Here is a 22,738-nt window from a genome sequence, read left to right on the forward strand (position 1 = left end):
TTAAGCGGATCTTTACTCGCCATAACTAAATTGTTTACACAATGATTAGTTTACTGCGTCTTTAAGCGCTTTACCGGCTTTGAAAGCTGGGATGTTAGCTGCAGCAATTTGAATCGTTTCACCAGTTTGTGGGTTACGACCTGCACGAGCAGCACGCTCACGTACAGAGAAAGTACCAAAACCAACAAGTGCAACTGAGTCGCCATCTTTTAGCGCGCCAGAAACAGATTCGATGAATGAATCTAGTGCACGACCTGCAGCCGCTTTAGAAATGTCAGCATCAGCTGCGATTTGATCGATTAATTGAGATTTATTCACAATATCATCCTCTTTCATTGTTGTTATCAAGAGCGATTGTTTTTTAAACTAACATCACTGTTTTGAAATTTTTGAGCAATTTTTTTAAAGCTCATATGATTATATTTTTCTTAAGCCTAGGCCCTGCAAGGGCTAGGCTTGAAAACCAGTGCTTAACTTATCATACCGTTTAGATTTGAAAAGCCCCTAAAAGCACTTTTTTTGGCTTTTTTACTTCTTTTTCGGTGTTTCGACTGAAAAACTATCAACTGGATGCACTAAAGCAAGCTTCAATACTTCGTCAATCCAAGTAACTGGGTGAATCTCAAGGCCCGCCAATACGTTGTCAGGTATCTCTTTTAAGTCACGTTCGTTAATTTTAGGGATCACTACCGTTTTAATACCACCACGATGAGCCGCTAATAATTTTTCTTTTAAACCACCAATTGGCAGTACTTCACCACGTAGGGTAATCTCACCCGTCATGGCCACATCAGAGCGCACTGGATTGCCCGTTAGGCTTGAAACCAAACACGTAACCATTGCAATACCGGCACTTGGACCATCTTTAGGAGTTGCGCCCTCAGGTACATGCACGTGAATATCACGTTTTTCATAAAAGTCGCTATTAATACGTAGCTCATCAGCACGATTACGCACAACTGTCATTGCCGCTTGAATCGACTCTTGCATTACATCGCCTAACGAGCCGGTGTAAGTCAACTTGCCTTTACCTGGTACCGCAGCACATTCAATAGTCAGTAAGTCACCGCCTACTTCTGTCCATGCTAAGCCAGTTACTTGGCCAATACGGTCGCCATCTTCTGCTTTACCATAATCAAAACGTTGCACACCTAGGTACTCTTCAAGATTATCTGCATCGATAGTGACCGTTTTGGTGCCTTTTTCCATTAAAATATTTTTAACCGCTTTACGGCATAATTTAGACACTTCACGCTCTAAGTTACGCACACCCGCTTCACGCGTGTAATAACGAATAATCCCGATAATGGCACTGTCGGCAATCTCAACTTCTTTCTCTTTTAAACCATTACGCTTAACCTGCTTTGGAATTAAGTGTTCTTTAGCGATATTTAATTTTTCGTCTTCGGTATAACCGGCTAAACGAATAACTTCCATACGATCCAATAAAGGCCCTGGAATATTGAAGCTATTAGAGGTAGCAACAAACATTACATCAGATAAGTCGTAATCGACTTCTAGGTAATGATCAGCAAAATGGCTGTTTTGCTCAGGGTCGAGTATTTCAAGTAATGCTGATGCAGGGTCGCCACGCATATCTGCTGACATTTTATCAATTTCATCTAACAAGAATAACGGGTTTTTAACGCCCACTTTAGTCATGTTTTGAATCAACTTACCAGGCATAGAGCCAATATAAGTACGACGGTGACCACGTATCTCAGCTTCATCACGTACACCACCCAGTGCCATACGAATGTACTTACGGCCAGTTGAACGCGCAATAGATTGCCCAAGAGAGGTTTTACCTACCCCTGGCGGCCCAACTAAACACAAAATAGGCCCTTTAAGCTTATTAGTACGCTGCTGTACCGCGAGATATTCAATAATACGCTCTTTAACTTTATCAAGTCCGTAGTGATCGCTATCTAGTATTTTTTGCGCGCCTGCTAAATCTTTTTTAACTTTAGAGCGTTTTTTCCACGGTACGTTAATTAGCGTATCTATGTATGAGCGAACAACACTAGCTTCTGCCGACATCGGCGACATCATTTTAAGTTTATTAAACTCTGCCGTGGCTTTTTCTTTCGCTTCGTTAGGCATACCTGACTCTTCGATGCGTTTTTTTAGCGCTTCGAATTCATCTGGCACATCGTCAATTTCACCAAGCTCTTTTTGAATCGCTTTCATTTGCTCATTGAGGTAATACTCACGCTGCGATTTTTCCATCTGCTTTTTAACGCGGGTACGAATTTTTTTCTCAACTTGCAATAAGTCTATCTCACCTTCCATCAGCGCCATTAAGTACTCTAAGCGCTCTGTAACGCTTGATATTTCAAGTACTTTTTGTTTTTCAGGCACTTTTAATGGCATATGCGCAGCCATGGTATCAGCAAGACGCGCTGGCTCATCAATACCAGAGACCGAAGTCATCACTTCAGGTGGGATTTTTTTATTTAATTTTACGTAGCCTTCAAACTGGCTTAATGCACTGCGAATAAAAATATCTTGTTCTTGCTCGTTTACTGAATCAGACTCAATAAACTGTGCATTGGCAACAAAGAAGTCTTCGTTATCAACAAACTCTTCGATATTCGCACGCTGCGTGCCTTCAACTAATACTTTTACTGTACCATCGGGTAGCTTTAATAATTGAAGTACAGTCGCAATTGTCCCTACACGATAAATATCGTCTTTCTCAGGCTCATCTACAGTTGCATCTTTTTGTGCAACTAAGAAAATTTGTTTGTCTTTATCCATTGCCGCTTCAAGGCATTTTATTGATTTTTCACGGCCTACAAAAAGCGGGATCACCATGTGTGGATACACCACTACATCGCGCAGTGCTAGCACAGGGATTTCGACTCGATCGTTTCTCTCAAGCGTCATTGTATTTTCTCTTTGCACTTCATTTATTTAAAGATTACTCAAGTATATGGGGATAACCTAATTAAAGTTCAACAATTTTTGCCAACTCGATTAAATTAATTATAAAAAAAGGAGCCATTGGCTCCTTTTTTTACAACTTGCTCAGAATTCAATCTGCTGCGGCTTGTTCTTGATTGCTGCTGTCATAAATCAAGATTGGGTCAGACTCACCTTTAATAACGGTTTCATCAACAACCACTTTACTTACGTTATCAATTGAAGGCAGCTCATACATAGTATCAAGCAATACACCTTCTACGATTGAACGCAGGCCACGTGCACCGGTTTTACGTTCCATTGCTTTGTGAGCAATAGCACGTAGTGCATCATCACGAAACTCAAGCTCAACGTCTTCCATCCCAAACAATACTGAAAATTGCTTAGTAATAGCGTTTTTAGGCTCACTTAAAATTTGTACCAGTGCAGCTTCATCAAGTTCAGTCAATGTAGCAACAACAGGTAATCGGCCAATAAACTCTGGAATTAAACCATATTTTACTAAATCTTCTGGCTCAACATCTTTAAATGTTTCACTTAAAGAGCGGCTCGCTGCCGACTCTTTAACGTTAACGCCAAAACCAATGCCAGTATTTTTGTGGCTACGCTGTTCAATAACTTTATCAAGACCAGCAAATGCGCCACCACAAATAAACAGAATTTTAGAGGTGTCTACTTGCAGGAACTCTTGCTGTGGATGTTTACGTCCACCTTGTGGCGGAACAGAAGCAACGGTACCTTCAATCAATTTCAGTAAGGCTTGTTGTACACCTTCACCTGATACATCACGGGTGATTGATGGGTTATCTGATTTACGTGAAATTTTGTCAATTTCATCAATGTAAACAATACCACGTTGTGCTTTTTCTACGTCGTAGTCACATTTTTGTAAAAGCTTTTGAATGATGTTTTCAACATCTTCGCCCACATAACCGGCTTCGGTTAACGTAGTGGCATCGGCCATTGTAAACGGCACATCTAGCAAACGTGCTAACGTTTCGGCTAGTAGTGTTTTACCACTCCCCGTTGGACCAATTAATAAAATATTACTTTTACCTAATTCAACGTCTTGTTTAGTTGATTGGTTGCGTAAACGCTTGTAGTGATTGTAAACCGCTACAGACAACACTTTTTTCGCATGCTCTTGGCCAATTACGTAGTCGTCTAAGTGGTTACGAATTTCTTTTGGCACAGGTAATTTGTCAGCGGCATCATGCTTAGGCGCGATGTCTTTAATTTCTTCCCTGATAATATCATTACACAGCTCTACACATTCATCACAAACGTATACTGAAGGTCCTGCAATTAATTTTCGAACTTCATGCTGGCTTTTGCCACAAAAAGAGCAGTATAACAATTTATTACTTTTGTCGCCGTCTGTAGGAGTGTCAGACATTCAGCTACCTCATTTTATTACGTTGGCCACCAAAGCTTTGGTGGCTATTTTAATACGCTTTAACTATACCAAAATTTAGGCTTTTTCGCATAGTAACTCTCATTAGCAAGCATTACTGCTTGCAGGCATACTTACTTGCTACCGCGATTAGTAAATACTGAGTCAACAATACCGTAATCTACAGCTTGGCTTGCACTCATAAAGTTATCACGGTCTGTATCGCGTGAAACAACATCAAGCGGTTGGCCAGTATGCTCAGCCATTAAGCGATTTAATTTGTCTTTAATAGACAGGATTTCTTTCGCGTGTATTTCAAAATCAGATGCTTGACCTTGGAATCCACCTAATGGTTGGTGAATCATTACACGTGAATTTGGTAAACAAAAACGTTTACCTTTGGCACCACCAGATAGTAAAAACGCACCCATGCTAGCCGCTTGGCCCACACAAATAGTACTTACATCAGGTTTGATGAAATTCATTGTATCGTAAATAGCCATTCCCGCAGTGACCGAGCCACCCGGTGAATTGATATATAAGAAGATATCTTTATCTGGGTTCTCTGATTCTAAAAAAAGCATTTGCGCTAAAATCAGATTTGCCATGTTGTCTTCAACTTGGCCCGTTAAAAAGATAATACGCTCTTTTAATAGTCTTGAATAAATATCAAATGAGCGCTCGCCTTTAGCTGTTTGCTCAACAACCATTGGGACTAATGCGTTTAGGGGATCTGTCATACCAGTGTTCATACTTATTTAATTCCTTATGCGCTTATACTTATTCTAAGAAAAGCATAATGATCATTTTTAGCTAATTAAGAACCACAAACTAAAATGGCCCGGGCACACTGCATAAACAGAGTAACACGAGCCATTTAATCGTTAGCGAGCGCTTAAGTCAATGACTTATTATGCACCTTGCTGTGGATTCATGATGTCATCAAATGCTTTTTCAACATCAGTCACAGTTGCTTTAGCTAAAATAGCTTCAACAGCTTGCTCTTCCATTGCTACATTACGCATTTGTTGCATTAGTTGATCATTTGCTTTGTAGTATTCTACTACTTCAGTTGGATCTTCGTATGCAGATGCTACAGTAGCGATAAGTGCTTCAACTTTAGCGTCATCAACTTTGATGTCGTTCGCTTTGATCACTTCGCCTAATAATAGGCCAGTTTTAACTCGTGTAACTGCTTGCTCATGGAACAATTCAGCAGGAAGCTCAGGCATATTTTGACCGTTGCCACCAAAACGTTGAGCAGCTTGCTCACGTAAAGCGTCAACTTCTTGGTCGATTAATGCTTTAGGCACTTCAACTTCGTTTTGCTCTAAAAGACCTTTGATAGCTTGGTCTTTTACGTTAGCTTTAACCGCTTGGTCTAGCTCACGTGTCATGTTCTTTTTAACTTCTTCTTTAAGCGCGTCTACGCCGCCTTCGGCAACACCGAATTTAGTTGCAAACTCATCACTTAATTCAGGTAATTCTTGCGCTTCAACTTTCTTCACTGTGATAGTGAATTGAGCCGCTTTACCTTTTAAGTTTTCAGCGTGGTAATCTTCAGGGAAGTTTACGTCAGCAACAACTTCTTCGCCTGCTTTTTTGCCAACGATGTTGTCTTCAAAACCTGGGATCATACGACCTTGGCCAAGTTCTAATGGGAAATCTTCAGCTTTGCCGCCTTCGAATTCTTCACCATCGATAGTACCAACGAAATCAACCGTTACACGGTCGTTTGCGCCAGCAGCTGCATCAACGTCAGCCCAAGAAGCGTGTTGCTTACGAAGTGTTTCTAGCATGTTTGCTAAATCTTCGTCAGTTACTTCTACAGCTGGTTTTTCAACAGCAATTTTCTCTAAACCTTGAACTTCAACTTCAGGGTAAACTTCAAATGTTGCTGAGAATTCTAAATCTTTACCTGCTTCAAGTGCTTTTGGAGCAAATGTAGGTGCGCCAGCAGGGTTAATTTTTTCAGCAACAATTGCTTCAATGTAATTACGCTGCATTACTTCGCCAGCAACTTCTTGACGAACAGCTGGTCCGAAACGCTTGTTGATTACTGATACTGGTACTTTACCAGCACGGAAACCGTCGATACGCTGCGTTTTTGACAGTTGTTGTAAGCGTTTTTTTACTTCGGTCTCAACGTTCTCTGCAGGAACGGTGATGGTCAGACGGCGCTCAAGGCCTTGAGTCGTCTCAACAGAAACTTGCATGATTTACCTCAATATTCAATTTTGGCGACTTTTCGCCTTCATTACAAACAAAGTAATCTATAGGCGTCTTGATAAAATTCAAGCCTTAGAGCTTAAAAAAATCCGTCGCTACCAGGAGATACCATTGCTGCTCTGCCCTAGGGCACTATATTTTTAAACAAATAGACGCGGCATTATAACCTAATATTCATGATAGTCGAGTGTGGGGGGCAATTATTTGGGGTAGATCAGCGCAGATAACGACTAAGCGAATAAAAAACAGGCTAATTAAATTATATAGAATGAATAGGAGCAGAAAAAACAAAGTTATTTTAAATAAAATAGAGGTTTAGAATATGGAACTTAAGGGGAAATGGTCGGCGATGCAGGATTTGAACCTGCGACCCCTTGGACCCAAACCAAGTGCGCTACCAAACTGCGCTAATCGCCGATATACATATTTTCTCGAATACTTAAACTTAGGATTTAAGACCACTTATAAGAAAGTGGTCGGCGATGCAGGATTTGAACCTGCGACCCCTTGGACCCAAACCAAGTGCGCTACCAAACTGCGCTAATCGCCGATATTCTTTTTGTAAATTGGGGTGACTGATGGGGCTCGAACCCACGACAACCGGAATCACAATCCGGGGCTCTACCAACTGAGCTACAATCACCACGGCATTACAGTGTTTTCAAAATGGCGCACCCAGAAGGATTCGAACCTTCGACCGACGCCTTAGAAGGGCGTTGCTCTATCCAGCTGAGCTATGGGCGCATCGAAAACTTCATAGTTCACTAGTAAGTTAAATTGTTATGAGTAAACATAAAAATGGTCGGCGATGCAGGATTTGAACCTGCGACCCCTTGGACCCAAACCAAGTGCGCTACCAAACTGCGCTAATCGCCGATACTTACTATTGTCTGCGAGTGACCTCGTTGACAACGGGGTGCATAATAGTGATTTGACCGGGTTAGGTCAAACGTTTTTTTAAGAAAACAAATCAATTGCTCATTTTTAGTTCATAATGGTCAAATATTACGATACAGGGATAAAATTTAAACTCTTTTTTATAATTCGGGGGCTTATAATTTAAAAGCAACTTGGCGCTCAACCGCTTTTCTGCGAAAATAGTCGCCGTATTAAAAAATGAGTGAGGTAAAGGTCTTTTTTCTTTATCGGCATTTTAACCCCTATATATGCATTCGTTTTTTAAATGTATCGGTATCAAGTTAATTAACCTAATTAAAGGTCACCCATGACGGCAAACATCATTGATGGTAAAGCAGTAGCAAAACAAGTACGTAGCGCAGTGGCTGAACGAGTTTCAGAACGTGTTGCACAAAATCTTAGAGCCCCAGGATTAGCTGTAGTGCTTGTTGGACAAGACCCAGCCAGCCAAGTTTACGTTGGTTCAAAACGTAAAGCCTGTGAAGAAGTTGGTTTTATTTCTAAATCATTTGATTTGCCCGCAGACACAACAGAGCAAGCGCTATTAGCATTAATTGATGAATTGAATGTTGATGGCGAAGTTGACGGTATTTTAGTGCAACTTCCTCTACCTGCAGGCTTAGACGCAGAAAAAATTCTTGAGCGTATTACCCCGCATAAAGATGTTGATGGCTTTCACCCTTATAACATTGGTCGTTTGGCGCAGCGTATGCCAGCCCTTCGCCCATGTACACCAAAAGGTATTATCACCTTATTAGATTCAACTGGCGTGCGTTACAAAGGCATGCACGCAGTGGTAGTGGGTGCCTCTAACATTGTGGGTCGCCCTATGTCACTTGAACTGTTGTTAGCTGGCTGTACTACTACTGTTTGTCATAAGTTCACACAAGATTTAGAAACCCATGTTCGCCGTGCTGACTTATTGGTTGTTGCTGTAGGCAAACCAGAGTTTATTCCGGGTGACTGGATAAAAGAAGGCGCGATTGTTATTGATGTGGGTATTAACCGTTTAGACAACGGTAAGTTAGTGGGTGACGTTGAATACGCCGCTGCAGAACAAAAAGCTGACTTTATTACCCCTGTACCTGGCGGCGTAGGCCCGATGACAGTTGCTAGCTTAATTGAAAATACGTTAGAAGCGTGTGAGAAATATCACAGCTAGTAAATAAAGTAATGCAAAGCCCGCTTAATTGCGGGCTTTTTGTATCATCATTCTTTGTTTTATTAAGTCCAAGCCTTGTGGCAAAACCGAAAACACAATCATTAATAACATAATCGCGTACTGCCAATTTGCATACTGCTCGTTAATTAATATTCCTGCACATAAAATACCGGCAATTGGGTTGGCTATAGTGCCAAAAGTAAATTCAACCACTGACATTCGCCCTAATAACCAAACATATAGGATGTAAGCCAAAGCAGTATTAGGTACCACCAGCCACAATAACGCCAGCCATTGCGTGGTATTTATTGATGCAGTTAAAAATTGATACTGTTGTGGAGCAAAATAAAAAACTTGAAACATAGCGGCAATTGCTAGCAAACTGCCACCAATGATTAGCTGCCACGTGAGTACCGTCCACCAGTGGACTTTAGCAGTTACTTTTTGTACCAACGTACTGCCTATCACAATAGTTAATAGCGCCCCTATCAGTGCCAATACTCCCAACACATTAAGCGCTATATGTTGTGGATCAAATAAACGCCATGCCAAAACCACTAAAGCAAGCGCACAAATACCTTGCACGAGCGCTGGCTGTTGTCGTTTAACGAGCCAGGCATACAATAATGCCACTACCGGTACAGACACCATACCCACACCAGCAATAGCTGCTGGTAGGTTAATTGCCATTACAAAAATAAAACTAAAAAATAGCGCAATATTAATCGTGCCGATTAAAAAGATGCCAGGCCATTGCTTTGCTGTTGGCCAAGAGGGTTTAAATAACAACAATAATAAACCAGCAGGAAGTGCACGTATGGCCCCTAATAAGATTGGCGGCCACTCTGGGGTTGCGTACTTAGTCACTGCATAAGTCGTGCCCCATAAAAAAGCAGGGATCATGGCAAGTAAAATATTCATTAATTTTCCATTTTTAAATTGATGAATGCGAGTTTAAAACCTCAACCATAATTGAGGTCAACAATATCAATTTTATTAAAAACATAATCAATTTAATGCAATTGATATAACAAAAAAGGGTTACCCAATGGCAACCCTTTTTTTGGTGATCCGCGTGTTGTGGCTAAGCTTTACGCCACGTTGTTTTTCCCGCTGAATCTTCAAGTATTACACCCAGTGCATTTAAAGCATCGCGAGCTTCATCTGCTGCAGCCCAATTTTTACTGGCACGTGCGTCATTACGTTTGACTATCAGTGCCTCAATTTCAGCCACTTCATCGTCGTTTTGACCGCCTTGTAAAAATGCCTCAGGTGCTTGTTGAGCAATACCAAGTATTTCACCTAAGCTGCGTAGAATAAAGGCTAAATGTCCTGCTTTTTCGCTATCACTTTCTTTTACTCGGTTTAACTCTTTAGCAACTTCAAACACAACCGGTAATGCTTCTGGCGAATTAAAGTCATCATTCATAGCTTTTCTAAACTTAGCTACATACTCATTACCCTCAAGCTCACATTCAACTGGCTCAACACCACGTAATGCCGTGTAAATACGCTCAAGTGATGAACGTGCTTGGTCTAAGTTTTCTTGCGAGTAATTAAGTTGACTGCGGTAATGACCAGAAATTAAAAAGTAACGAACCGACTCAGCATCGTATTGCTTTAATACTTCACGAACGGTAAAAAAGTTATCTAATGATTTAGACATCTTTTCTTTGTTCACTTGAACCATACCGGTGTGGATCCAAGTATTAACGTATTGGCCGTTGTTAGCACAGCATGATTGCGCAATTTCGTTTTCGTGGTGCGGAAACTGTAGGTCTGAACCACCACCATGAATATCAAAGTGCTCACCTAGGTGCTTTGAACTCATTGCTGAACATTCTATGTGCCAACCAGGGCGCCCATCTCCCCAAGGTGATGACCACGATGGCTCCCCTGCTTTAGCTTTTTTCCATAAAACAAAGTCTAGAGGATCGTCTTTATCTTGTGCTACTTCCACACGTGAGCCCGATTGCAGCATGGTTAAATCTTGCTGTGAAAGTGCTCCGTATTGCTCAAAGGTTGATACATCAAATAAAACGTCGCCATCGGCTGCAACATAAGCATGGCCTTTTACAATCAAACGCTCAACCATGGCAATAATTTCATCCATATGACCCGTTACCGTTGGCTCTACATCAGGACGCAACATATTTAAGCTGTCAAAGTCTTCATGCATGGCTTTAGTCATACGCACGGTTAAGTCGTTAATGGCTTCACCGTTTTCATTTGCGCGCTTGATAATTTTATCGTCTACATCGGTAATATTACGTACGTACTTTAAATCGTAACCTAAGTGACGAAGATAGCGAACAATCACATCAAAACCCACAAATGTGCGTGCATGGCCAATGTGACAGTAATCATAAATGGTGATACCACACACATACATGTCTATTTTTCCATCGACCATAGGTTTAAATTGTTCTTTTTGGCGTGTCAGTGTGTTGTATATTTGTACCATTTAGTTGCTTTCCTTCACGATTAACAGAAAAGCTATGTTACCACTTGCTAAGCATGGGCTCTAGCGGTTTATCAAAGCACTTTGTTAATCTGGGTCAACTACGATAAAATAGCGCCAATATTCAAACCAGCTATAGGAAACCTCATGGTTGTTCTACACACAAATTTTGGTGATATCACCATTAAAATGCACGAAAGCGAAGCTCCAAATACAGTAAAAAACTTTTTGGAATATGCAAACTCAGGTTTTTATAACGGCACTATTTTTCATCGTGTAATTGATGGTTTTATGGTTCAAGGCGGTGGTTTTGCATCGGGCATGGAGCAAAAAGAAGTAAACGACCCAATTGAAAATGAAGCTAACAACGGCCTATCTAACAAAGTAGGTACTTTAGCAATGGCGCGTACGCCTGATCCACACTCAGCAACAGCGCAATTTTTCATTAACGTGAATAACAACGACTTTTTAAACCACAGCAGCGAAACGTCGCAAGGCTGGGGTTACTGTGTGTTTGCTGAAGTAGTAGAAGGCATGGACGTAGTAAATAAAATCAAAGGTGTTGCTACAGGTAGCAATGGTTTTCACCAAGATGTACCACTTGAAGATGTGGTAATTGAAAGTGTAACTGTAAGCTAAAACCCCCTTCACTCTTTACAGAATACATAAAGCGGGTATTCACCCGCTTTTATTTAACTGGAATCACCATGACTCGCCAAACCTACTTTATTGCCGATTTACATTTGAGTGAAAATCGCCCTGATATTACAGCGGCATTTTTTAAATTTTTACACTCCTATATTGTTCCTCAAAAAGTAGACGCCCTATATATTTTAGGTGATTTTTTTGAAGTCTGGGTTGGTGACGATTATGTTAGCGAACTATCCGCAGCAGTGGCCAAACAATTAAAAGCAGTTAGTAACTCGGGTATCCCCATTTACTTTGTACACGGTAATCGCGATTTTATCATGCGTGAAAAATACGCCAATATGGCAGGAATGACTCTACTCGATGAGCAAACAGTGATCGACCTTTACGGCACACCCACGGTAATTTTACATGGTGATGAAATGTGTACTCAAGATATTGAATATCAAAAGTTTCGTAAAAAAAGTCGTGGTTGGTGGTGGCCCAAATTAATGCTTGCTATGCCCTTATGTTATCGAAAGAAAATAGCCCGCGATGCGCGTGAAAAAAGTAAACTTAGCCAAGCAGACAAGCCTATAGAAATACTGGATGTGGTGCAAAGCGCGGTACTCGCAACCTTCGCCAAACATAACGTGGCTAATATGATCCATGGCCACACTCACCGCCCTAATTTACATACCTATGAAGTTAATAACCAAACCCTAACTCGCACAGTATTGGGCGATTGGTATACTCAAGGTTCGTATTTAGTGGTTACTCCCGAGTCACAACAATTAATTTCAACGCCTTTATAACGTTCCTAGTAATTAATCGTAATGAGACTTTGCGGTTAACTCAGGCAAGGTAATAATAAATTGTGTTTTAAAATAAGCATCGCTTTGTGGTTCTGAATGAAGTTTGATGTCTCCTTTCAAAACTTGTGTTACCCATTGATACACCATATATAAACCTAAACCCGTATTACCTTTACCCCGTGCGGTTGTATAAAAAGGCTCAAATATATCTGCTTTAGTCTCATTATTAACCCCTTTACCATTATCTGACACACTTAGCCTTACGCTATTATTTGTCGCTTGCTCTACTTTTATTTCTATCACTCCCGCCTGCTTTTCATCAAAAGCGTGATTTAACGCATTAATTACAAGGTTTTCAACCACCTGAGAAATAATCCCCGGCAAACTAATCACCTGTTTATTAAGCAAGAAAATAGTTTTCACTTTTATCGGTGAATTTTTTAATCTGGAGTTTAATGACAATAATAGCTCTTCAATAATTTTTTCAATATCACATGCAATAAATTCATCATTATGGCGATCAATGGCCATTTTTTTAAAACTTTTCACTAATACTGCGGTTTTATTTAAATTAACTTTGGCCAGCGCTAAGTTCTCTCCAATGCTGGTTGTTGTTTCCTCTAGCGTTGATTTAGTCAGCCCCTCCTTCATCGCCACATTTAATTTAGCTAATGCCATATCTGCATTAGAAACAGAAATAACGGCTCCACCAATGGGTGTATTCATTTCATGAGCAACTCCTGCTACGAGCAATCCTAATGAGGATAGTTTTTGCGCTTCAATTAGTCCTTCTTGTAGCTGTTGTTGCTGTTTTATGGTGGCATCAAGCTCTCGGTTCACTATATCTAGTTCTATCTTTTCTATATGTAATTTATGCGAGAGGGTTAACAGCTTATTTTGAAACTTATACTCACGATAAATAAAGCCAAAACTAATTAAACACAGTAATCCACTACACAAAAACGCAAACTGTAAGGCTTTCACCTGTCCAGCTATTAGTAATTCATCAGGACTACTTATTAAAATAATTAACTCTTTATCGGTGTCACTAATTCTGCCTTTGTTCTCACGCAGTGAAAAAATAGAAAAACGGCGGTAGGTATAAAGACTATGGTCAAAAAAGTGCGAACCATATTCTACTTTGTCATTAATAATTTGCTGCCAAAGCTCCGGTTTTTTTAAAGCGAGTGTTTGCTCATTTTTACCATACATAAACCCCCACTCTAAATCTGTATCACCATTTAATAACCAAAAACCATCATGATTCAAAATGCTGACATGAGTACTTTTTTGGCTATAGCTTTTGATCTGATTAAATAAATAATCTAAGTTAAAGTTAATCACCAATAGGCCATCTAATAAGTAATTTTCTTTATTGGTACGATAGGTTACGCGGATTGTTGGTTGATGAGGCTTTATGATTTTGTTGCGTTCAATGTTTAAATCTATTTCTGTGGCAAAAATGTCAGGCGCACTGACCTGCATCCCTTTTTGAAAGTAGTAACGGTTTTGCTTATTTTGCAAACCATCAGGCGATACAATTTTGCCAACACCATTCACTGCGTTAATGCGGTATTGCTCTTGCCCTTGCTTATCTAGCCAGCGAATTTGCGCTATGTTAGTAGAGATAGCCGCAAAATTTAAAAAATAATTATTTATTTCATCTCTGCTTCGCATTTGTTGCAAAGGCGTGTTTTGTGCATCGCTTTTTAAAACTGGGCCTTGAGCCAAAATACGAGTTAGCTTTTTAATGCTGCTGAGCTCTTTGGAGAAATCACTACTAATTAGTACTAACTTTTCATCTTGCTGAGCTTTAATGGTGTTTATTTTTTCTTGATATATTTGTTCGTATATAAGCCAACCAATAAAGAAGGTAATGAATAAACTGAATAGCAATTTAACTAGCACACTTTTTTTGAACCAACAGGCAAACTATTAATACTATTCATTATCAGTCACTTCATGCTGCTTTAACCATACGAACAGGTCTTTTAGAGATAGAGGTTTAGAAAAATAATACCCTTGAGCTGTTTCGCAGCCTTGTTGCTGCAACCACTTGGCCTCAAACTCATTCTCAACACCTTCAGCAATCACCGAAAAGTTAAATTGCTTTGCCAAAGACAATATCATCTTAATCATGTATTGATTATTGTCATTAAACTCAAGGTCACTAACAAAATAGCGATCTATTTTTATCGACGTAGACGGTATTTCATTAATGTGAGCCAAAGACGAATACCCTGTACCAAAGTCATCAATGCTGACTTTCATACCCAAAGAAATAAACCGCTCAAGCGCCTTTTTAATTAAGCTGTAATTACTAATAGCTTGTGTTTCGGTCACCTCAAGCTCAAGCATAGAAGGCAAAATACTGTATTCTTCAATTTTATTTTTTATCTGTTCAAAGTAGCTTGGCTCAACTAAATCATAAGAGGACGCATTAAATGCAACGGGTAAGTTACAGCCTTGCTCTTTAAGTTGATTAATAGCCCCTAGTATTTTCTCAAAAATCACATGGTCTAGTTCATTAATTAATCCGGCTGTTTCAGCTAATTCTATAAATTCGTCGGGGCGTACAAAGCTGCCATCGGCTCTTTGCCATCTAGCAAGCGCTTCAAAACCTGCTGGTTTCAAGGTTGATAAGCTGATTTTGGGTTGTAACGCCACCTCTAAGCTTTTATTACCTATAGCCGTTCTGAGCTCAGCCATCAGCTCATATCGACGAGTTATCTGATCTGTTTTTTCCTCGGTATGCTGAATATACTTTGCTTGATTTACCTGCGAAGAGTTCAAACTTGACTCTGCCAAGCTGATGACTTTTTCTGGGGGAAGGTTTAAAGCTACACTTAATTTTAATTCTAAAATACGCACATCAATGTATTGTTTTACCTGTTCGATTTCGAACTTTTGCTTATTTTGAAAATCATTTACTGCAGCTGATATGTCAAGATCAATGTTGATTAGCATACCCAATGCTTTGCTACTAATAAGAGCTATGCGTGGTTCATATTTAGAAAACGAGTCAACAATACGTTTGTGAACTAGTTTTATTAACTTATTACAAAAATCATGTCCAAAGGTGAAGGCTTTTTCATCAAACTGATAAATGTCAAAAATGATTAATCGTGTTTTTACACGCTCATGCGCATTCATGTTCTTTATTTCACGGGTTAACCAGTTCCTATTTGGCAAATTAAGTGATACGTCGGTATAAGCAAGCTCGGTTAAGCGATTTAATAATGAAATATTAGCAAATCCCGTGCTCACATTTTCGCTAAATACCTTTAGTAAATACTCATTTTGCTCACTAATTGGATTATCTGATTTAACGACCGTTATATAAGAAATATCTTGGTCTTGAGCTAAGGGAGTTTCGAAAAAAATACACTGTGGTGCTTTGAAAAAATATGGCAGCGCTGTTTAATCGCTTGTTTAAAATCTTGCTGCATTTCTGCAGGCAGGTTAGGTTCAACAGGTTGCCCTTTAGTGCCACTAAAGCAACCATAGGTAGAAAGTATTAAGCATTCAGAGCTTGAGCTTGTATTACTCGAACAAAAAATACCGCCGCCTTCGGTTATTTTTAAAATATTACTAATTTCTTGAAGCACTGCATAAGAGAAAGAGGCCATATCATGCTTACCGTTAATACTTCTAGATGCATCAAGCACCAACTGTAAACCTTGCTTAGCTGACCTAATTTGTGAAATATACTCCCATGTACGAATGTTACTATTAACAATTGATTGCAGCTTCTCTGCTGTAATATCTGATTTATTCCAGTATTCATCGATATCGAGCATTTTCATGATATCACTCTCTGGAGCAAAACCAGGTTGACCAGTTAACAGCACAATACGCATTTCTGCGTTACCTATAACCTCTCGAATAGTATTCACTAAACGCAGGCCTGAGTCATCCTCTTCCATCACTACATCTATAAAAATAAGTGCAATATCAGGATGCATGCTCAACGCCAAAGCAGCCTCAGGTACAGTATTTGCTGTTAACAGCTCATATTTATAACCATCCTTGGCTTTTAATTCTTTTAGGCTGTTAACTAACGCGTTTTGATAATCAAGGTCATCCTCAACGGTTAATATCTTCCATGCTTTCAGATCTGTATCTGCTTGTTCTTCTTCAGCTGCAAATACAAATAATCCCTCTTTATCTTGCATATCTTCTCACCCAATAATAAATAAGGTATGACCTTGTTATTAAAATGAATTACAAAGCAATAAGTTAAATAATTTAAATAGCTATTCTAATATTAGGAGAGGGTATTGGATGTGTCTAATTTAAAAAGAATTTAATTAAAAGTGGCTGCTACAACAGTTTGCTGTTTAACTGGTAGCAGCTTCATGTGTAAATTATGCGAGTTGTTGGCAAGCATTAATAGGCACGCCACTGTGAAATTTAAAGTCTTCATCGTCCGATGTAATTAGTTGCGCTTCTATTTCAGCAAATTCTTTTACCCGCTCGGTAATATCAAAATCAGCAATTTCTTGAGCAAGCGTTAAGTAGTCTTGATAATGGCGAGCCTCTGAGCGTAACAATGAAATATAAAAGTCACCTAAGCGTTTATCTACATGCGGGGCAAGCGCAGCAAAACGTTCACATGAGCGCGCTTCTATGTACGCACCTACAATAAGTTTATCAACTAAGGCATTGGGCTCAAACGTTTTAACATTACGTAACATGCCTTTGGCGTAACGACACGGCGTAATGCTTTTATACTCAACGCCATATTCATCCATAATTTCCAGCACCTGATAAAAATGATGTAGTTCTTCTTTTATTAACATCACCATTTTATCAATTAAGTCTTGTCCATAAGGTGAGTTAGATTTAGGAATAATAGATTTAGTGAGTTTATTTTTAGCCGCTAAATCACGCCAGTTTCCCTCACGTTTATAAATAAGCGTTTCAAACGGTTTTAGCCACTCAAGCAGTGCATCACTGCTGTCTTTATCTACCGCATACTTACGAATTAAAAACATCGCACTTTGCGCCGCTTTTAGCTCACAAATTAAGTGATCAATTAATATGATGGGTAAATTTTCTTTTTTAATTGCCTGTTCAACCCACTCATCAGGGGTACGGCATAATAAAAAGTTGTTAATTGGCTCTAAAAGCTGACTATGTGGCACGCTGACTACTCATTGCTAAAAATTGCGATTACGTATTTTAACACGAAATAATGTCCTGAATAAAATAAACACACGTGCCTCTTACAAGCATGTGAATAACTTGACTTTGTTTAGTTACTGAACCATAAATAAATGGACTGTATAAAAAACAAACCAACTATAACCAAACAGTAACTTATCCTTTTATGGAGAGCACGCAATGATACTAAATCACCTATGGGGCTTATACGCCCACCCACTCGAAGAGTGGCAAACAATTGATAACCGTCACGAAAGCTTAACCTATAGCTTATCGCACATTTTAATTATCGCTTTATTCCCCTCAGTAATGGGATACTACTCATCGGTTTACTTAGGCTGGAGTATAGGCACAGGCACCCCCGTTTTTTTAACCCATGAAAGCGCACTGATGATTGGCGCAGCCATGTATGTTGCTTTAATTGGCGGTGTATTTGCACTGGCCTATTTAGCGCATTGGATGGCGGTTACTTTTGGTGCTAAACCGACCTTTACACAAACTATCGAGCTGGCAGCGTATACCGCTACACCGGTGTTTATGTCAGCATTGGCTGCTTTTTGGCCTGAGTTATGGTTTGTGGTGTGTGTTGGATTAGTGGCGCTCGCTTACTCAGTTTATTTACTGTATACCGGCGTCCCTATTTTAATGCACATTCCGCAGGAGCGCGGCTTTATTTATGCAAGCTCTGTTGTCACCTGTGGACTCATTTTGCTGGTTATTATTTTAGCACTTACCGCCATGCTATGGACCAACGGTATAATCAGCCCTATGTTTACATAATAAATTATGTTTTTGAAAAACAAAAAAGGAGCGATTAAGCTCCTTTTTTATTTACAGTTAATATAACTGTTAGACTGTAACTACACTATTAATCAGATTCGTTTTCATCTTGGTTATGTATTTCTAAACCAGACGACATGGCGTTTTCGCGGGTGCTTTTAGCAGAATCGTTGCGTAGCTTATCAATACGATTTAGGTAGTCTTGATCAACGTCGCCAGTAATGTATTGTCCATCAAACACTGACGTTTCAAACTTCGTGATCTCAGGATTTTCTTGGCTAACTGCTGCAATTAAATCGCTTAATGATTGAAAAATTAAACCATCAGAGCTAATGCTTTGGTTAATATCTTCAACTTCACGGCCGTGTGCAATGAGTTCAGCCGCCGATGGCATATCTATACCGTATACATTTGGAAAGCGTATTTCCGGTGCAGCTGACGCAAAGTAAACATTTTTAGCACCAGACTCGCGTGCCATTTCAACTATTTGTGCTGAGGTTGTACCACGTACAATTGAATCATCAACAAGTAGGACATTTTTACCTTTAAACTCACGGTCAATTGCATTGAGTTTTTGACGTACTGATTTTTTACGTAGCTCTTGGCCTGGCATAATGAACGTACGGCCAATATAGCGGTTTTTAACAAAGCCTTGGCGGTAAGGTAAGTCAAGCACGCGTGCCATTTCTAAAGCGATATCACAGGAAGTCTCTGGGATAGGAATAACGACATCAATGTCTTTATCGGCCCACTCACGTGCTACTTTCTCGCCTAGTTTAGTCCCCATATTTACACGTGCAGCATAAACCGACATACGATCAATGGTTGAATCAGGGCGCGCAAAGTAAACAAATTCAAAAATACACGGTGAGTAAGACACTTTATCCGCACAGGCAAAAGAATGAAACTCGCCTTTTTCCGTCACATAAATTGCTTCGCCTGGGGCAACGTCACGTATAAACTCAAAACCATCTGGCTTTAACGCCACACTTTCTGAGGCAAACATATATTCAGTACCCGCAGCAGATTCACGTTTACCAAATACTAGAGGACGAATACCATTTGGATCGCGAAACGCGACAATACCATGGCCGATAATCATGGCAATAGTGGCATAACCACCCGTCACTTTATTGTTAACTTCAGTAACCGCGGTAAAAATATCTTCAGGGTCTAATTTAAGCTTGTCTGACTTACTTAGCTCATGTGCCACGATGTTAAGTAAAATCTCAGAATCAGAGGTGGTATTAACATGGCGACGTGCCTCTGAAAATAACTGCTCTTTTAACGACTCTGCATTGGTTAAATTACCATTATGGGCAAGTGCTATACCAAAAGGAGAGTTCACGTAAAACGGCTGAGCCTCTGACGAGCTTGAAGAGCCCGCCGTTGGGTAGCGCACATGGCCAATGCCAATGTTGCCTTGCAAACGTTTCATATGACGAGTGTGAAATACATCTTTCACTAGGCCATTTGCTTTGCGCAAGCTAAATGTATTGTTCTCAATAGTTATGATACCCGCAGCATCTTGGCCACGGTGTTGCAAAACGGTTAAGCCATCATAAATCGCCTGATTAACTGGCGATGTTCCGACTATTCCAACGATACCACACATGTAATTTATCCTCGCCGATTAACGGTTTACTGAATTTAAAAAGCTCGAGTTGTTTTCTAGGTACGAAAAGAACCATTCAACTACAAAGCCAAATTCTGGAATCAAAATGGAGTTGCCCCACCAATGCGTATTTGGCGCACCAGTAAAAGCATCAAGAAAGAAGAGTAACGCGCTCACGACCAACACGCCTCGAAGAGCACCAAACACCACACCAAAAACACGGTCTGTGCCAGATAATCCGGTTCGCTGTACAAGCTCACCTAAAATATAGTTTAGTAAACCGCCTAACAATAGCGTCGCAAAGAATAATATGGCAATGGCCGCCGCATTTCTTAAAAGGGGTTCAGAAATGGATGTTAGGAAGGAAGCTAAATATTGATAAAATAAGCTGGAGATGATGAAAGCCCCTGCCCATACCGCTAATGACATAGCTTCTTTGACAAAGCCGCGTATTAAACCGATGATGGTAGAGAGTGCAATAATGCCAAGAATGGCGTAATCAACCCAGATCATAAGAACCAATTAGTCGCTAATTTTGGGCGCATTCTATACCTAAACCTCCCAGTGATGCAAGTTTAAGCGTGAGATTACAGGTGAGTAAAAACATGCAGTTTTTAGATAAAAAATAACGTGAAATATACAGGCTAGAAGTAGGTGGAGATCTAGTCTTAACTTATGGAGTATAAGTTAAGTAAATGTGCAATATTAAGTTATGAGCACACTCACCTATTAGCGACTAAGTTATTTTGCCACTTCAAATTGAGTAACTTTACCGTTTAGTTTAGTTAGCTCTTTCAGTGCAGGAAGCTGAGACTGCAGCTCATTTTTACTTAATGACGGCCCTACAAATACTTTAGTTAACGTACCATTTGGCGTTTTAATTGGCCTAGTAAAGCTTTTAAAACCTTTCGTTTTTAGCTTTGCCTGCAACGCTTTTACATTTGCCGCATGAGAAAAACTACCAAGCTGAATGACATACGCCATACTTGTTAAGTTTTCATTAGTATTACGCGTAGCGTTATTTTGCCCAGTAGTGACTGTGCCTTGTTTTGTATCGGCTATAACTGCTTCAACCATTGCTGGCTGTGCAGTAACGTCAGTTTCAGCAGAGCTGTTTTGTTGCTCAAATGCAGCATCATCAGGCTGAATATCTTCAATTTCATCCTCTTTTAATGGTTCTGCATTTGCAACTTGCTGATCAATTGATTCTTGTAAATCAATGGTCTTGAACTCAGAGCGTTCTGGAATCGCTTTAAAGCCTTCTTTATAGTGCACTTTTTCACCATCGAGTATATTGGGAATAAACACAATTGCTGCGATCACCACAATACTTGTACCGACTAAGCGATTAATAAAACCTGAGTTCACCGACATCCTCTCTATTTTTTAAAGTAATGAATAGCGCCAGCCACGGTAAAAAATGAGCCAAATATAATCAATAGTGTATTGCTTGGCTGGCTTGGCAAAATAGCATCCAATGCTACCTCTACGTTGCTATAACTCTGTTTAAAATGACTATTGGGTATACTTGAAAGCGCCTGTTGAAGATGAGCGGCACTATCCCCTCGCGGGCCGTCTAAGCTCGCTAAAGACCATTCATCGACTACATCAGCCACTTCTTTAAGCACACCGACTTTATCTTTATCAGCAAGCATAGCGGCTAATGCATGAATTTTAAAGCCTTTATCTTTATAGCTTGCTAACTTAGTTGCTAAATAACGTGCCGATTCAGGGTTATGTGCCACATCGGTATACACTAATGGTGACTCACTTAATTGTTGAAAGCGCCCTTCTACTACTAAGTTAGCTATGCACTGAGTTATCACTTCATCACTTGGTAATAAATCTAGCACCGACAAGGTCGTTAACGCAGTGGCCACATTTTGACACGGGATGGCCGGTTTAGGTAACTCGAGTTTATGTGCTTTAAATTGCCAACTAAAACTCTGCGCATACTCTTTAAAAATAAAGTCGCTACCCGATAGCACCATATTAGCGTTAATTTCTTTGCCATAATCGGTCATTGTATGCGGAATATTTAAATCCCCAATAATTGCCGGAGTACTCTCTCTAAAAATTCCCGCCTTGTCATAAGCCACCAACTCACGGGTATCGCCTAAGTATTCTTTATGATCTAAATCGATGGTGGTGATCACACTAGCAAAAGGGGTAACAATATTGGTCGCGTCAAAACGCCCGCCTAAACCGACCTCTAATAGCACGTAATCAACCTCTAAACGCTTGAATATTGCTAACGCGCCTAAGGTGCCATATTCAAAATAGGTTAATGGTGTGTCTCCACGCCCTTGCTCTAGTAAATTAAACGCATCGACATGGTATTGATCGTCAAGCTCAGCGCCATTAACGCGTACACGTTCGTTGTAGCGAACTAAATGAGGAGAAGCATAAGTACCAACACAATGACCCTGGGCTAATAATAATGACTCTAAACAACGTGCTGTTGTTCCTTTGCCATTGGTACCTGCAATAAGAATGATTTTAGTTGAGGAGGTTAAAAGCCCTATGTTGTTAGCAATACGAGCAACGCGTTCTAAGCCCATTTCTATATTGGCAGGGTGAACACTCTCTAAATAACAAAGCCAATCATCAAGGCTTGATGATTGGCTAGGAATTGTTTTTGTCATAG

At 39.9% G+C, this 22,738-nt stretch carries 17 protein-coding genes, 5 tRNA genes and 1 pseudogene; 4 read left to right on the top strand and 19 right to left on the bottom strand.

From position 1 onward, the window contains the following. Nucleotides 1-45: 45 nt before the first annotated feature. The 10 genes from AC0L7Q_RS10810 to AC0L7Q_RS10855 all read right to left on the bottom strand — a co-directional run bounded on the left by AC0L7Q_RS10810 (nucleotide 46) and on the right by AC0L7Q_RS10855 (nucleotide 7,423). Nucleotides 46-345, bottom strand: coding sequence for an HU family DNA-binding protein (locus AC0L7Q_RS10810; RefSeq protein ID WP_256872136.1), 300 nt, complete (start codon nucleotides 343-345; stop codon nucleotides 46-48). A 183-nt stretch (nucleotides 346-528) separates the two neighbouring features. After that, the gene (lon, locus tag AC0L7Q_RS10815) at nucleotides 529-2,889 is read right to left on the bottom strand and encodes an endopeptidase La (RefSeq protein WP_418157302.1); all 2,361 of its coding nucleotides are present in this window, start codon (nucleotides 2,887-2,889) and stop codon (nucleotides 529-531) included. A gap of 148 nt (nucleotides 2,890-3,037) precedes the next feature. After that, a complete protein-coding gene (gene clpX, locus AC0L7Q_RS10820) occupies nucleotides 3,038-4,321 on the bottom strand; it encodes an ATP-dependent protease ATP-binding subunit ClpX (RefSeq protein WP_010388064.1) in 1,284 nt (427 codons plus the stop codon). Nucleotides 4,322-4,452: 131 nt separating this feature from the next. Next, nucleotides 4,453-5,070 carry an ATP-dependent Clp endopeptidase proteolytic subunit ClpP gene (clpP, locus tag AC0L7Q_RS10825; protein WP_008111041.1) on the bottom strand — a complete coding sequence of 206 codons (618 nt, stop codon included), beginning with the start codon at nucleotides 5,068-5,070 and terminating at the stop codon, nucleotides 4,453-4,455. Nucleotides 5,071-5,229: 159 nt separating this feature from the next. After that, on the bottom strand, nucleotides 5,230-6,534 hold the full coding sequence (tig, locus tag AC0L7Q_RS10830) for a trigger factor (protein ID WP_138605062.1): 1,305 nt from the start codon (nucleotides 6,532-6,534) through the stop codon (nucleotides 5,230-5,232). A gap of 353 nt (nucleotides 6,535-6,887) precedes the next feature. Then, nucleotides 6,888-6,964: transfer RNA gene (locus AC0L7Q_RS10835), tRNA-Pro, on the bottom strand. A 56-nt stretch (nucleotides 6,965-7,020) separates the two neighbouring features. After that, nucleotides 7,021-7,097 (bottom strand) — tRNA-Pro (locus tag AC0L7Q_RS10840). A gap of 17 nt (nucleotides 7,098-7,114) precedes the next feature. Continuing rightward, nucleotides 7,115-7,190: transfer RNA gene (locus AC0L7Q_RS10845), tRNA-His, on the bottom strand. Nucleotides 7,191-7,214: 24 nt separating this feature from the next. Beyond that, nucleotides 7,215-7,291, bottom strand: a tRNA-Arg gene (locus AC0L7Q_RS10850). Between the two features lie 55 nt (nucleotides 7,292-7,346). Next, nucleotides 7,347-7,423, bottom strand: a tRNA-Pro gene (locus AC0L7Q_RS10855). Nucleotides 7,424-7,772: 349 nt separating this feature from the next. Here AC0L7Q_RS10855 and folD point away from each other — a divergent pair. Then, on the top strand, nucleotides 7,773-8,627 hold the full coding sequence (gene folD, locus AC0L7Q_RS10860; protein ID WP_138605400.1) for a bifunctional methylenetetrahydrofolate dehydrogenase/methenyltetrahydrofolate cyclohydrolase FolD: 855 nt from the start codon (nucleotides 7,773-7,775) through the stop codon (nucleotides 8,625-8,627). Nucleotides 8,628-8,651: 24 nt separating this feature from the next. Here the strand turns inward: folD and AC0L7Q_RS10865 are convergent, their stop codons facing one another. Next, nucleotides 8,652-9,548, bottom strand: a complete 897-nt coding sequence (locus tag AC0L7Q_RS10865) for an EamA family transporter (RefSeq protein WP_409423540.1) — start codon at nucleotides 9,546-9,548, stop codon at nucleotides 8,652-8,654. Between the two features lie 163 nt (nucleotides 9,549-9,711). Further along, nucleotides 9,712-11,091, bottom strand: a complete 1,380-nt coding sequence (cysS, locus tag AC0L7Q_RS10870) for a cysteine--tRNA ligase (protein WP_413402685.1) — start codon at nucleotides 11,089-11,091, stop codon at nucleotides 9,712-9,714. A gap of 144 nt (nucleotides 11,092-11,235) precedes the next feature. On the opposite strand from cysS, the gene AC0L7Q_RS10875 reads away from it, so the two are divergent. After that, complete coding sequence (locus AC0L7Q_RS10875) at nucleotides 11,236-11,727, top strand: peptidylprolyl isomerase (protein ID WP_008111051.1); 492 nt, start codon at nucleotides 11,236-11,238, stop codon at nucleotides 11,725-11,727. A 68-nt stretch (nucleotides 11,728-11,795) separates the two neighbouring features. After that, nucleotides 11,796-12,530, top strand: coding sequence for a UDP-2,3-diacylglucosamine diphosphatase (locus AC0L7Q_RS10880; protein ID WP_413402687.1), 735 nt, complete (start codon nucleotides 11,796-11,798; stop codon nucleotides 12,528-12,530). A gap of 12 nt (nucleotides 12,531-12,542) precedes the next feature. On the opposite strand, the gene AC0L7Q_RS10885 is transcribed toward AC0L7Q_RS10880, so the two are convergent. The 3 genes and pseudogenes from AC0L7Q_RS10885 to miaE form a co-directional block, all read right to left on the bottom strand. Then, complete coding sequence (locus tag AC0L7Q_RS10885; RefSeq protein WP_409423544.1) at nucleotides 12,543-14,438, bottom strand: sensor histidine kinase; 1,896 nt, start codon at nucleotides 14,436-14,438, stop codon at nucleotides 12,543-12,545. Between the two features lie 33 nt (nucleotides 14,439-14,471). Then, nucleotides 14,472-16,705 (bottom strand): annotated as a pseudogene (locus tag AC0L7Q_RS10890) (EAL domain-containing response regulator). 192 nt (nucleotides 16,706-16,897) lie between these two features. Further along, nucleotides 16,898-17,677 carry a tRNA isopentenyl-2-thiomethyl-A-37 hydroxylase MiaE gene (miaE, locus tag AC0L7Q_RS10895; protein ID WP_413402693.1) on the bottom strand — a complete coding sequence of 260 codons (780 nt, stop codon included), beginning with the start codon at nucleotides 17,675-17,677 and terminating at the stop codon, nucleotides 16,898-16,900. A 199-nt stretch (nucleotides 17,678-17,876) separates the two neighbouring features. Between miaE and AC0L7Q_RS10900 the strand changes: the two genes are divergently transcribed. Next, on the top strand, nucleotides 17,877-18,476 hold the full coding sequence (locus AC0L7Q_RS10900; protein WP_413402695.1) for a Yip1 family protein: 600 nt from the start codon (nucleotides 17,877-17,879) through the stop codon (nucleotides 18,474-18,476). An 88-nt stretch (nucleotides 18,477-18,564) separates the two neighbouring features. On the opposite strand, the gene purF is transcribed toward AC0L7Q_RS10900, so the two are convergent. From purF to folC, 4 genes are all read right to left on the bottom strand, one after another. Next, nucleotides 18,565-20,091: an amidophosphoribosyltransferase gene (purF, locus tag AC0L7Q_RS10905; protein ID WP_413402697.1), complete on the bottom strand. Its 1,527-nt coding sequence runs from the start codon at nucleotides 20,089-20,091 to the stop codon at nucleotides 18,565-18,567. 18 nt (nucleotides 20,092-20,109) lie between these two features. Beyond that, nucleotides 20,110-20,604, bottom strand: a complete 495-nt coding sequence (locus tag AC0L7Q_RS10910; RefSeq protein WP_008468348.1) for a CvpA family protein — start codon at nucleotides 20,602-20,604, stop codon at nucleotides 20,110-20,112. Between the two features lie 228 nt (nucleotides 20,605-20,832). Then, entirely contained in the window at nucleotides 20,833-21,459 is a 627-nt protein-coding gene (locus tag AC0L7Q_RS10915; RefSeq protein ID WP_413402700.1) for an SPOR domain-containing protein, read from the bottom strand. Between the two features lie 11 nt (nucleotides 21,460-21,470). Further along, a complete protein-coding gene (gene folC, locus AC0L7Q_RS10920; protein WP_413402702.1) occupies nucleotides 21,471-22,736 on the bottom strand; it encodes a bifunctional tetrahydrofolate synthase/dihydrofolate synthase in 1,266 nt (421 codons plus the stop codon). Nucleotides 22,737-22,738: the final 2 nt, after the last annotated feature.

It is taken from the genome of Pseudoalteromonas sp. KJ63-1 (genome assembly GCF_055808145.1).